This window comes from Streptomyces sp. NPDC043854, assembly GCF_056436005.1.
Genome location: NZ_JBWKDK010000031.1, coordinates 81005 through 92533, shown reverse-complemented (window position 1 = coordinate 92533; position 11529 = coordinate 81005). Strand labels below are relative to the sequence as shown.

11 protein-coding genes and 1 pseudogene are annotated in these 11529 nt (G+C 68.5%); 6 read left to right on the top strand and 6 right to left on the bottom strand.

Annotated elements, in window-relative coordinates; translation table 11 throughout:
• Positions 1–217: 217 nt before the first annotated feature.
• Together AC068A_RS25570 and AC068A_RS25565 are read right to left on the bottom strand one after the other, a co-directional pair.
• Positions 218–1435, bottom strand: coding sequence for a ParB/RepB/Spo0J family partition protein (locus AC068A_RS25570; protein WP_478588552.1), 1218 nt, complete (start codon positions 1433–1435; stop codon positions 218–220).
• Positions 1432–2592, bottom strand: coding sequence for a ParA family protein (locus AC068A_RS25565; RefSeq protein WP_478588551.1), 1161 nt, complete (start codon positions 2590–2592; stop codon positions 1432–1434). Before AC068A_RS25565 ends, AC068A_RS25570 begins: the two co-directional genes overlap by 4 nt.
• 1120 nt (positions 2593–3712) lie before the next feature.
• Between AC068A_RS25565 and AC068A_RS25560 the strand changes: the two genes are divergently transcribed.
• Entirely contained in the window at positions 3713–4420 is a 708-nt protein-coding gene (locus tag AC068A_RS25560; RefSeq protein WP_478588549.1) for a hypothetical protein, read from the top strand.
• A 63-nt stretch (positions 4421–4483) separates the two neighbouring features.
• A complete protein-coding gene (locus AC068A_RS25555; protein ID WP_478588547.1) occupies positions 4484–4900 on the top strand; it encodes a hypothetical protein in 417 nt (138 codons plus the stop codon).
• Positions 4901–4958: 58 nt separating this feature from the next.
• On the opposite strand, the pseudogene AC068A_RS25550 reads toward AC068A_RS25555, so the two are convergent.
• Both AC068A_RS25550 and AC068A_RS25545 read right to left on the bottom strand, forming a co-directional pair.
• A pseudogene (locus AC068A_RS25550) lies at positions 4959–5506 on the bottom strand (transposase family protein); the annotation flags it as partial.
• A 39-nt stretch (positions 5507–5545) separates the two neighbouring features.
• Positions 5546–6043, bottom strand: a complete 498-nt coding sequence (locus AC068A_RS25545) for a hypothetical protein (RefSeq protein WP_478588545.1) — start codon at positions 6041–6043, stop codon at positions 5546–5548.
• 649 nt (positions 6044–6692) lie between these two features.
• On the opposite strand from AC068A_RS25545, the gene AC068A_RS25540 reads away from it, so the two are divergent.
• The 4 genes from AC068A_RS25540 (at position 6693) to AC068A_RS25525 (ending at position 9950) form a co-directional block, all read left to right on the top strand.
• Complete coding sequence (locus AC068A_RS25540) at positions 6693–6899, top strand: hypothetical protein (protein ID WP_478588544.1); 207 nt, start codon at positions 6693–6695, stop codon at positions 6897–6899.
• A 44-nt stretch (positions 6900–6943) separates the two neighbouring features.
• Positions 6944–8671 (top strand): DUF6895 family protein, encoded by a 1728-nt coding sequence (locus AC068A_RS25535; RefSeq protein WP_478588542.1) that lies wholly within the window; start codon positions 6944–6946, stop codon positions 8669–8671.
• Positions 8672–8869: 198 nt separating this feature from the next.
• On the top strand, positions 8870–9529 hold the full coding sequence (locus AC068A_RS25530) for an NADPH-dependent FMN reductase (RefSeq protein WP_478588540.1): 660 nt from the start codon (positions 8870–8872) through the stop codon (positions 9527–9529).
• A 229-nt stretch (positions 9530–9758) separates the two neighbouring features.
• Positions 9759–9950, top strand: coding sequence for a hypothetical protein (locus AC068A_RS25525; protein ID WP_478588538.1), 192 nt, complete (start codon positions 9759–9761; stop codon positions 9948–9950).
• Positions 9951–9995: 45 nt separating this feature from the next.
• Here the strand turns inward: AC068A_RS25525 and AC068A_RS25520 are convergent, their stop codons facing one another.
• Both AC068A_RS25520 and AC068A_RS25515 read right to left on the bottom strand, forming a co-directional pair.
• The gene (locus AC068A_RS25520; RefSeq protein ID WP_478588536.1) at positions 9996–10397 is read right to left on the bottom strand and encodes a hypothetical protein; all 402 of its coding nucleotides are present in this window, start codon (positions 10395–10397) and stop codon (positions 9996–9998) included.
• Between the two features lie 131 nt (positions 10398–10528).
• A complete protein-coding gene (locus tag AC068A_RS25515; protein ID WP_478588534.1) occupies positions 10529–11527 on the bottom strand; it encodes a COG1361 family protein in 999 nt (332 codons plus the stop codon).
• Positions 11528–11529 lie beyond the last annotated feature (2 nt).

The window sequence follows — 11529 nt, the reverse complement described above, 5'->3', positions numbered from 1 at the left end:
TCCCCCCCCCCTCACCCGGGGAGGTCTTTTGGGCGGGGGGGGTCGGGGGGGGGGGGGGGCGGCCGGGTCCCCCGCTTTTTGTCAGAGAAAAAAGGTCGGGAGCCTCCAGATGGCAGCCTCGTCGACGCCGTCACGTGCCTCGGGCGAGGGAGGCTACAAAAAGGCGAGGGCTCCACCGCAAGAAAGCGGTGGAGCCCTCGGAGTCGTCAGCGGTCGGTCAGCTGCGCTGGTTGTTCTCGATGAGGAGCATGGTCAGCTCCGCCCGCTGCTTCGCGGACATGTTGTGTCGGATCGCCTCGTACACGGACTTCGGGTCCTCCCACGACAGCGGGGCGGCCTCAGCCGTGTCCGCTCCCCTGGCCTGTGACGGGATGACGCTCTCCGGCTCGGGCTCGCGGACCACATCCGCGACCACGGGTTCCGGGGCGGTCGGAGCCGGCGGCAGCGGCGCGGGAGGCGCCTGGAGCGGCGGTTCGGCGACCGGAGCCGGTGCCTCGGACACCGTCACCGGCCGGCTTTCCGGCTCCCGACTTTTGTCCGCGGACAAAAGTCGGGCCGGCTCCGGGCCCTTCTCCGCGACGCCTGCCGCTCCCCCGGCCTGCTGCGCCACGGGCTCCACGCGTACCGGCGCAGCCTCCTGCGCGCTGCGCAGTATCTCCCGCTGCGCCGCCTTGACCTGGGCTTCCTGCGCCTTGGTCTCCCTCAGCAGATCCAGCAGCCCGGCCGCGCCGACACCCGGCCGGTCCTTCGCCGCACGCGCCAGGGCCCGCCCGTCCCGCTCGGGCAACTCCCCCGAGCTGAGCATGTGCTGGATCTCCTCCGGCAGCTCCAGCAGCACCAGCTGGTTCGTCACCCACGACGGCGACTTGCCCAGCCGTTGCGCCGCACGCGACTTCGCCCCGTGCTCCCGGCCCTGCTCCGCGCAGGTGTCCACGAGCTGCTGCACACCGCGGGCCCGCTCAATCACGTCGAAGTCCTCGCGCTCGAGGTTCTCGGCGAGGAGGTGGTCGATGAAGTCGGTCCGGGAGCCGGCGAGGTCGTCGCGTACGACGAAGTCCAGCGTGTCCAGGCCCACGTGCAGGGCGCTGCGGTAGCGGCGCTCACCGTTGATGAGGACGTACGCCGCCGAGCCGATCCGGGCCTCGTGGTCCGGCCACAGCCCCAGGTACGCGCTGCGGCTCACGGCCACGCACGCGGACAGCTGGGCCTGGCGCAGCTCCTCGCCGAAGCGGGTCATGTCCTCGTCCGTGCCGAAGTTCCGGCGCGGGTTGAGGGGAGTGGCCGACACCTCGTCCAGGGGGACCCGGATCAGTTCGTACGCCGGCAGGTCGCCCTGGGCGATGGCCTTGGCACGGCCCCGCTCGCTGCGGCCGCTACTGCTGCGGCGCGCATTGCTGAAGGACGAGCCGGTGCCGAGGAGGTCGCTCTTGCTCATACCGCGATCCTCCGGGCGATCTCGCGCATCGACTCGGACTGCTCGCAGTCCGGCGCGTAGTGCAGCAGCGGCAGCTTCACGCGCACCGCCTCACGCTGTTCCTTCAGGTCCGAGATGACCGTGATGACGGGCGGGTCGCTGAACTCCTTCCAGCTGTTGAGGGAGGAGGTGACCACGTACCCCTTGCGGCTGTCGTACAGGTTGACCACGAAGCCGAGCTGGGCAATGTCGATGTCGAGGTCGTCGACCAGGTCCTCGAGCTGCTCGCTCAGCATGTCGTAGGCGTCGGCGGAGGTGTCCTCGGCCTGGACGGGCACGATGATGCCGGAGGTCTTCGGGGCCTCGCCCTCACGGGTGCGCGCGTAGTAGAGGGCGGTGTCCATGGTGTAGCCGAGGCTGGGCGGGCAGTCGACGACGATGTAGTCGAAGTCCTTCTCCAGGTCCTCCAGGGCCTTCTCCAGAGCGGTTTCCTTGGTCCGGACGTGGCGGGTCGTCGCCAGCCGGGCGTCGAGGAGGAAGGCGTCCTTGCAGGAAGGCAGCAGGAACAGCCGTCCCGCGAACGCTCCGTGCTCGATGGGGACGAGAAGTTCCCGGATCCGTCCCTCGATCTCGCCCAGCATGTGCTTGGCCAGGCTGGGCTCCTTGATTCCCAGCATCTCCGCGCCCAGGTGCCGCGTCAGGTGCCCCTGCGGGTCGAAGTCGATGACGCAGACGCGGGCGCCGGTCTCGGCGAGGGCCTGGGAGAGCCCGTTGCTGATGGCGCTCTTGCCGACGCCGCCCTTCTGGTTGCAGACCACGATCCGGCGGGCGCCCTCGTTCGCGGGTCGGCGCCGTCCGGTGGGGGAGGGGTGGGTGTCGAGCCAGAGCCGGATGGACTGGGCGATGCCCTGGTTGTACGGGACCTCCCGTACCCGGCAGTCCTCCTTGAACTCCCCGTACAGGCCGGTGGGGAGGTAGGTCGAGAAGGAGGAGGCACCGGAGGTGTCCACCGGGGTCGCCGCAGAGGCATCGGCACGCCATGCGTGGATGCCCTCGGTGACGGCGTCCTGGATGTCCACGCCCAACTGGGCTGCGCGGACCTTGAGTTCCTGCCGCAGGGACGCCGGCAGCTTCGCGACTACCTTTTCCCTGACTTCCGGATCGTATGGAGCGGTCATGCGGGTACCTTACTAACCTTCAGGGGGGAAGGCGAAGAGGCCTCACCACACATATTTCGCCCGTGTTTGCCAGATGCTGTTGTGGAATGCCGCCAGATCGGTGCCGGCCTGGCCCGGGAGGCATGCCACAAGTGGTGGGCGGCCACGGCCGAACTCCTGCCGCTCCTCGACAGGCTCGGACCACCGATGGCGTTCGTCGTTCGCAAGGGGTTCTTGTCCGCAGCTGACCGCGGACCGTGAATCCCAGGGGCCAGCCCCTGGACCCCGCCAGCGCCTAGGCCGCGCTGGACCGGCCACAGCATGGGGGGCTCCTCGCCCCCCAGACCCCCTCGCCAGGCGCTCGGGCGCCCTGGACCCGCTCCCCCTCACGCCCTGCCCCGGCTCCCTGACGGTCGCCGGTGCACCGTTCGGGCGCTGGGCGCCCTCACTGGGCATGAGGGCCTGCGGCAAACCGGGTTGAGGCGGCACATGGCTGAGGTGGGGGACCTGAGGGCACCTGCCGCAGCAGGACTGCTGTGGTGAAGGTGTGTGGGCTGATGTGGTGAGAGGGGGGAAGTGATGTGCAATCCGCAGTTCCCCGAGGGGTACAGGACACAACGACACCGGCCGCAGAACGTGTGGATGAAGTGCTGGGGCTCCGCGTCGGGCAGGGGTGCGTGCTCGTGTCGGGCGGGTTGCTCTTTAGTAAGAGGGCGCCGCCGCTGCAAGCCTCTGACCTGCATGTTTGCGAGAGGTGATGTGTCCCCCAGGACACATTTGGCCCTCCGAAATGTGTACCTGGCGAGCACATTTTGCGGAAAAATCAAGCAGGCGTTGATTTTTGTGCGCACTCCACCGACTGCGGATCAGCGCAGGTCAGCGCGCTGGAGCTGTCGGCCCTCAGCACCTCGCGCACCGCCCGGGGCCCGTCGAAATGTGCTGCTACCGCGACAATCGAACTCAAGCAGGCGTGTACTTTTGGGGCCTACGCGCGAGTAAACTTCACCTGGCGTGTACTTTTGGAGCCTCCGTCGAACAGAAGCCTCGTCAGGGGCCGCCATCCTGCGTGTCGCTCGCCAAAAGACAAGCACACGTTGATTTTTTGGATAGCCTCGGACCGCCTGAGTAACAAGGAGGTCCTGTGACATCTGATCCGCCCGCTCGTCGTCGACGCGGGCCCTGGCCTGTTCCCGCCCCCACCGCCGCGGGTGACGAAGCCGCGTACGGAGACATCCTGGCCGTCCTCGGCCAGCAGCTCGGGGAGACGGTGGCACAAGCCGCCGACCCCGGCGGCCGCCGCCGCCTCAAGGGAGTCACCTTCGAGTACGCCGCCGACCCGAGGGCCGTCCACGACATGGCCGGAGGCGCCGGCTACAGCCTGGCCAGCAACTGGTTCACGCAGCTCCTCGCGCAGCTGGCCGTCGCGAACAGCATCACCAAGTCCCAGCTGTGCGTCTTCCTCTTCGTGGCAGGAGGCCAGGTCCCGGGGACGGGCATCACCCAGTACACCCAGCAGGAGATCACGGACGGGCTCAACAGGATTGCCGCGCAGAAGGGCGGCAAGATGATCACCCGTTCCACGGTCAACCGCGCCGTGCAGGCCCTGTGCGGCTACAACTGGGTGGAGAAGGCCGGCAACGGCCGGATCCAGATCAACGTTCGCCTGTGGTTCCACGGCAACAGCACCGCCCAGCATGAGGTGCTCGCCGAGATCGCCGACCGGCACGACCACGACACGGCCGCGTTCCCGTACGCGCTTGGACCGGAAAGCGCCCATCAGGAGGAGCTGGACCTCGGTTTCGGCTTCGAGGTGGAAGAGAACTATCGCGGAGGGAGGCGTACCGGGTGATAGTGATGCCAGGTCGCTACGCGGGCGCCCGCACACGCTCACGCACACGAGGAAGGCTGTCCCATGGCTAACGTCATGTCTCCGATCGTCGCGGAGCGCATCTGGGCCCTGCCGCTGTCAGGGTCCGCCGTCAAGTTCCTCCAATACCTGGTCGCCCGCAGCGACTTCGGGGGAGCGCTGCCCGTCCGGCAGAAGGACATGGCGGCCGAGTACGGAGTCACGCCGCAGGCCGTCAGCGGGCTCATGGCGCCGCTGTGCGACCTGAACATCGTGCTCAGGCCGCGCAGCGAGGAGCGCAACGGCAACTCGTACCGCCTCCACCCGCTGGCGGCCAAGTACGAGACCCCGGAGGCCATGGAGGCGGCGTTCCGCGCGGCCCTCGTCCGCATCCAGGCGGGGGAGCTGGCCAACCTGAAACTCCCGGCCTACCACCAGGCCCCGCCGACCCCGACGGGCCGCCCGAAGCTCCAGGTCGCCTGACCGCGGCAGGAGCCGAACATGCCAGAAGGCCCCCCACCGATGGTGGAGGGCCTTCTGCGCCTGGGTAACTTGGTGCCCCTACTATATCCGCTACAGCCCGGCTCCGGGCCGTGGCGCCGGATTCCTCCCGGGCCTTGTCGTCGTTGCGGTTTCCGGCGAGCGGCCGGCCCACTACGACGACCAGGCGGGTGTCGGCGTCGATGACGCCCCGGGTGGCTGGTGGAGTACCGGTGGTTCTCCGACCGTGCAGCCACGGTATGGTCCCGGGGCTGGGAGCAGGGTGCCGTCCACGATCAGCACGGTGTCCTTGGCGCACCGCTTGCGGGGCCGGCGTGCGAGCATCGGCCAGAGACGGTCGATGATGCGGCCTGCCGCCGACTTGGAGACGCCGAACAGGGGGCGCGAGCCGGCGCAACGTCAAGTTCGTGCGCCGGTAAGTCGCCGCCCACGGTTCCCGGTCCTCCAGCGGAAGACTCCACGGCGGTCCTTGCCGCCCGCGTCCGCACCCTGGCACCGCTGCACGGTCACCAGCTTCCCGAAGGACCGCGGGCTCGGCCGGTGAACGGGTGGTCAGGACGGCTCCGACACCGTGCTCACACCAGCCACAAGATCATCTCACCTGTGACCGGCAGTTACGGGACAGCCTTACACCGGCGTGCCCAGGTTCGGGGTGAAGCCGACTCCGCAGGCCGTGGCGATGTTCGTCGCGTCGAGGATCGTTCCACTCGACGTGTCACACTCGGCCTCGTAGACCACGCCCTTGTTGTCCACCGTGGTGATGAACAGGTGGCCGGGGTCCTCCTCGGTGACCGAGACGGCGACGTCGATGAAGCACTTGGGGGCGCCGGGTACGGTTGCGAGACTGAACCAGTCCGCCGGGTCACGGCTGTCGTTGAGGAATCCCTCCGCGTAGCGGTTCGTGGTGGCGCGGAACACCGTCTCGAACAGGTCGTTTCCCGAGTAGTCGACGACGGTGGAACTGATGTCGCGCTCCGTGTACCCGCACCCGCGGCCAGACCCGGTCAGCGGCGACCAGATGTCCCAGGTGCTGTCGGCCATCGCGGACGGGGCCGCGAGCGCCCCCACGAGCAGGGCTCCGGACACGGCCGCAAAGCTCCTGGCCGCCCAGGTGAGCTTCTTCATTCGCGCTTTCCTCTCCATGAGCACAAGGCCGGCGGGCATGCCGAAGCAGAGGCATTCCGGACGCGGTTCCCGCGGCGGCCTCTTTCGTGATCGAATATGTCATGGGCGGCGGCGCAGGCGCTGTGACATATTCCGGGTCGTCACTCAGGGAGAGCACTACAGTGCCCCGAATGGTCCAGATGACACAGGTGTGATGCGTGTGGAATTCCGGACAGGTGCCCAGACCTCCGGAATCGACTTCGTGATCCATTGAGCCTTTTCCAACCTCACGCCGGGGCGTGCGGTGAAGGATGAGGGCGGGCCTTCACGATGTCGGTGATGTGGTTGGTGCTGAACTGCCTGACATACTGGGCCGACAAGGCCCACCAAGGCGCCGGCCATCCCGTCCGGGTCCCGTTCCGGGGGCGCCCGGCTCAATCGATGGCAGCGTCGGTACAGCTGTTCAGGGCACCCCAACCATCCGGGCCCGTCGGCAGGTTGGAAAAGGCTTGGTAATCGGCTGCCCCGCAGCGCTTTTGCCGGGGCCGGGCCCGGCAAGTAGATCGACCGATTAAGTGTGATGGTATGAGTTACCTCTTACATATTCCCCTATCGGGTGAATTGGAGGATGGTAGAAGCGAAATGCTGGACTTCGAGCAGGAGGTTCGTCATGACCACTCCGCCGCCGGTTGATGCGCGTAAAGCGCTGGATTTCCTCAGGACCAGTGGCCTGGTTGATCTCAGTGTTCCTCTGGAGCGCGTGGTCGGCCAGGTCAGTCAGCTGGACGATGTCGCAGGCTACGTACTGGCCTGGGAACGCTACGTCCTAGTCGTCGCCAACGAAGTAGCGGACGCTGTCACGCCCGCAGGCAGCTGACCCGCTGAAGAGCCCTACAACCAGGTGACTGCCGGGAGGATTCGATGATGGAAACAGAAGCACCCGGCGTCCGGTCATCTCGAAGGCGCGTGGTGGAGGACCGGGCGGTTGCCTGGCTCGCTGCGCGCCGGGGCCTGCTGGACCCGCGCACCACCCAGCCGGACCGTGTGCTGTTCACCCGCAAAGCGCTTATCGAGACGGCCTTTCTGGTGGGGTTGCGTGCCCGGCTCGATGACACACCCCTCGACGGCGACTATGCGGCCGTCTTCGAGCAGGTCGAGGACATCGCTGCTCAGCCTTCGTACCGGGAGATGATCGCGCGGGACGAACAGGCTCTGCTGCTGTACGCGGGAACATACGCTGCACTTCGGCTGTGCGGCCGTGAGGACCCGGAGTTCCGGCGCATCATCCAGCAGGCTGTGGACGGCGGGTACCCGGCGGCGTTCGAGCGGGTCCCCTACCGGCAGCTGGACCTGCTCCACACCCTGTACCTGTGCGGCATCGAACACGACCTGCCGCCCATGGACGAGGTTCTGCCATTCACCCTTCTGTGCCGGCGCCCGAACGTCCTCAAGCTGGCCGACCGCGACATCTACGCCATCACCCACACCCTCTTCTACGCGACCGACTTCGGTCAGCGTGAGCCGGCATGGCCCCGCGGCTACAGCCCCGGCAGGGCTGTCGAGCTCCTCGAAGGGCTCCTGGTCCTGGCCGAAGCCCGCGCCAATGCCGACCTCGTCGGGGAACTGCTGTGCTGCCTGTACTGCCTTGGCATCACCGCCTCCGAGGCGGCGGACCGGGCCTGGGACTTCCTGGAATCGGTTCAGGAAGACAACGGACGCGTGAACGGGCCCGAAGGCATCATCCACCCCGGACTGGACAGTGGGGACGAGGAGTTCCGGCACTGGGCAGAGGGCTACCACACCACCATCGTCACCGCCCTCGCCGGCCTGCTGGCGCGAATACCCCGACGCCCGAACAGGCCACGCCCGACCCTGCCGACTGCAGACGTGCCCCTGGGTTCGCCCCTGCGGCACGCCGTGGTGTGGTTGTGCGACCAAAGCATGAAGCAGGACCCGCGTGTGGGGCTTGCCGGAGTCACGGCCGCTGCCATCGGGGCCGCCGCCATCCGGGAACACCACCTCGCCCGGCCGGCCCTCGAACACTACGCAGCACTCCTCGCCGACGCGGACCCGGGTCTCTGGCAGGAGCAGGGTATGGAAGTCGCCGGTGAGTTCGCCCTGGCCCTGCGTGCAGCGGGAGCCGGCTGCTGCCCGTCCCTGGACGACTTCCTCACGAACACCGCCGAAATCGTCAGTTCACTCCACACCGTGCCCGCCGACGTTGCGGAAGGTGTGCACCGGCTGATCCGCCTCGGCCTCCTCGGCCCATCGACTGCCGCAGCCATCCCCCGGCAGCCCACACCGCGTGAGCAGCGGGTGTATCCCCTGCAGGCCGCTGCCTCCCTGCGCGAAGCCACAGAGACCTACCACCTCGGCCGACTCGCCGCGACCGTCCGTACCCTCGCCCAGACCGGATGGGGCCGGCACCGCATCACCCAGGACGCCATCGCCTTCCTCCTCGCCCAGCAGACCACCGACGGAGCATTCGGCTACCCCGCGAGCGACGGTCCGTCCACGCGGCGGCAGGCCCAGTGCTCCTGGACCCGAAGCGCAGTAACCGCCCTCGCCGCCACAGTCACGGAGCAGGCCTCACACCCGGAACAGGCGCGAAGGGGGATGATCCCGGCTCCGGACTGCAGCCCCCGGTGATGCCGCGGTCCACCGGCGCGGTGAGGAACCGCGCGCCCCGCGCCCGCAGTGTCTCGTAGGCGCCTTGGCACGGATGACCACCCCGCCGCAGCGACACACGGTCCGGACCGTACCGGCGCTCCCGGGCCCGGCACCGGTACTCGGGCAGGATGAGGGGACAGGACACACATCCTGCCGAGGCCATGGGAGACCCCGCCTATGACGACCGACCAGCCATCCGATTCCGTGCGCGTCCTCGTCTTCGGCGCCTCACTGCGCCGCGAGTCACTGAACACCCGGCTCGCCGCGCTCGTGGCCCGGCTGGCCGAGCAGGCCGGCGCGACCGTCGACCATGCGCACATGCGCGAGTTCGACATGCCGTTGTATGACGCAGACGTGGAGACCGCCGAGGGGATCCCGCCCGGCGCGCTCGCGCTGCGCGATCGGCTGACGGCGTGCGACGCCTTCGTGATCTCCGCGCCGGAGTACAACGCGTCGCTGCCGGGTGTGCTGAAGAACGCCGTCGACTGGGTCTCCCGGATCCGGCCCCAGCCGTTCAAGGACAAACACGCCCTGCTGACCTCCGCCTCCCCGTCCATGGTGGGCGGCAACCGCGGGCTGTGGTCGCTGCGCATGCCGCTCGAACACCTCGGCACACGCGTCTACCCGGACATGTTCAGCCTGGCCAACGCGCACCAGGGATTCACCGACACCGGTGACCTGGCCGATCCCGGGCTCCAGGACCGGCTGGCGGAGGCCGTGTCCTCGTTCCTGCGCCTGGTCGAGGCGGACACCCGATACGTATGCCTGCAACGCCGCTGGTATGAATTCCTTGGCGACCGCACCGACGCGCCCGTCACCCAACGGGCCCAGGACTGACCCGCACGGCTGGCCGCACCCCGCGGGGAGCCACCTCGGCAGCCTCGCCCCGTTGCGCCTCCTGGCACGGCACGCGCGCGTGGCGGAAGCTCAAACGAGAATCTGAGCGGCCCTTGCCGTCGGGCGAAACACCGAGTGTGTTCGCCGGCAGCCGCAACTCGAACTGGTCAGCCGCAACCTTGCTGTGGTCTGCCTGCGGCACAGGCCTCCCCGGCTGGCCGACGAGGCCGTGGACTCACACAACGCCACCCTCGCCGTGCGGTTGCGCCAGGACGGCCATGCTCTGGCGATGACCACCGTCGTCGACGGGCGCAACGCCATCCGCCTGTGCATGACCAACCCTCGCACCACCCGCAAGGACATCGAAACCACACTCGTGCGGATGGTGGACCTCGGCGGGGCTGTCGGCTCGACTGCGTAGCAGAGGAATCCGTACCCGGCGGGGTGCGCAGCGTGCCGTCCGGGGTCAGGCCACGGAGTGGGTGATGGTGCCTGTGTAGGTTCCTGCGACGGCTGTGGTGGGCACGGTGATGATGAGGGTGGGGTTCCAGCTGCAGCTGTGGCTGTTGGTGCCGCCGCTTCTGCGGAACGCGATCTGGGGGGAGTTCAAGGTGACGGCCTGGCCGGCGTTGAGCTGGCCCGGGATGCAGGTTCCGGCCCCGGTGGAGGCGGTGCGCGGGCCGGACCAGTAGGCGATGTTGGCGTTGGGGATCGTGCCCCCGGTCGTGGTCATGGCGGTCGCGGTCACGGTGGCGTTCCAGGTGGTCTGCTGGTTGCCGTTGACCCGGACGGTTCCCAGTTGTGCGCTGCGAGTGCCTCCGATGGCTGCTGATCCGAGGTCGGCTGTGGTGGGGGCGGTGATGCTCACGACAAGAACTTGCACGGGTTCCGTTTCCACGGGGGAGGGCGTGGGGCCGGGGCTTGGCGGGGCGATGGCCGCCGCGAGGAGCGCGGCGGTGAGGAGGTGGGGATGCACGGAGGTGGGTTCGTTTCGGTTCGTCAGCCGGTTCGCGAGGCGTTTGCTTGTCGTCTGCGCAGGGCGGTGGTCAAGAGGGCGAGAGCGACGAGGACTCCGCCGCCTATCCAGAGCATGAGCGAGGGTTCGCCGGAGAGGAGCTGGGCGGCCACCGGGCGGCCTTCTCCTCTGTCCGGGAAGGTGAGGCGGGCGGAAGCCGTCTGCTCGAGGAGTCCGCTGCGCAGGGTGACTTCGGCGGTCCAGGGCCCTTTGGGCAGGCTGCTTCCCAGGGTGAAGGTGGTCTGTGCGACGTCGCGGGGTTTGAGCGTGGGGCCGTGATTGCTCGTGAAGGGTCCGGCGGTCAGACCGTCCGGGCCGTTGCGGAGCGTCAGCCTGCCGCTGATGTCCACGGCGCGGGCTCCGGTGTTGCGTACCTGCGCCCTGAGCTGGGGGACGCCGCCTGGACCACGGGCCGGGATGAGCTTGGTGATCTCGAAGTCGGAGGGTGGCTCCCCACCGGGACCGACGTCGAGATAGACGCGGATGCCGGCACGGTTGACCATGCCGATGTTGGCGCCCGGCCCCGGGGCGGTACGGTGTTCGGCCCAGATCACCGCGTAACGCTCTCCTCGGGAAGCCCTGCGGGGTACGTGGATCGTCGCTCGCGCTTCGGCCGTCTCGTGCGGTCCCAGCTCAAGGCGGGTCCGGTTCAGGGAGATCCAGGTGGTGAGCTCGTTTCGCTTGCCGGCGGGGGCGAACGCGAACCGGCCTGCGCGGATGTTGGCCGCTCCCGGGTAGAGCCGAATCCTCAGGGGCCGGGGATTGTCGTTGACCACCAGGATGCTGCGGCGGATCACAGCGCCGGGCGGGAGGTGGTCGATGATGTAGCTCGATGCCCGGGGGTCGTCCCTGCGGTCAACCGGGGCCTCGAGAAGCTTGACACCCAGGTTGAGATGGGGGGCGGGCGGCCTCGGATCGGCCGTGGCCGGCTGGCCGAGCAGCCAGAGCCCGGCCACCACCAGAACGGTGAGCAGAAATCGCATGC

Excerpts from the sequence above, each read along its gene's own strand:
- AC068A_RS25565 (WP_478588551.1), bottom strand. The coding sequence starts at position 2,592 with ATGACCGCTCCATACGATCCGGAAGTCAGGGAAAAGGTAGTCGCGAAG.
- AC068A_RS25535 (WP_478588542.1), top strand. The coding sequence starts at position 6,944 with ATGATGGAAACAGAAGCACCCGGCGTCCGGTCATCTCGAAGGCGCGTG.
- AC068A_RS25570 (WP_478588552.1), bottom strand. The coding sequence starts at position 1,435 with ATGAGCAAGAGCGACCTCCTCGGCACCGGCTCGTCCTTCAGCAATGCG.
- AC068A_RS25540 (WP_478588544.1), top strand. The coding sequence starts at position 6,693 with ATGACCACTCCGCCGCCGGTTGATGCGCGTAAAGCGCTGGATTTCCTC.
- AC068A_RS25555 (WP_478588547.1), top strand. The coding sequence starts at position 4,484 with ATGGCTAACGTCATGTCTCCGATCGTCGCGGAGCGCATCTGGGCCCTG.
- AC068A_RS25530 (WP_478588540.1), top strand. The coding sequence starts at position 8,870 with ATGACGACCGACCAGCCATCCGATTCCGTGCGCGTCCTCGTCTTCGGC.
- AC068A_RS25515 (WP_478588534.1), bottom strand. The coding sequence starts at position 11,527 with ATGCGATTTCTGCTCACCGTTCTGGTGGTGGCCGGGCTCTGGCTGCTC.
- AC068A_RS25545 (WP_478588545.1), bottom strand. The coding sequence starts at position 6,043 with ATGAAGAAGCTCACCTGGGCGGCCAGGAGCTTTGCGGCCGTGTCCGGA.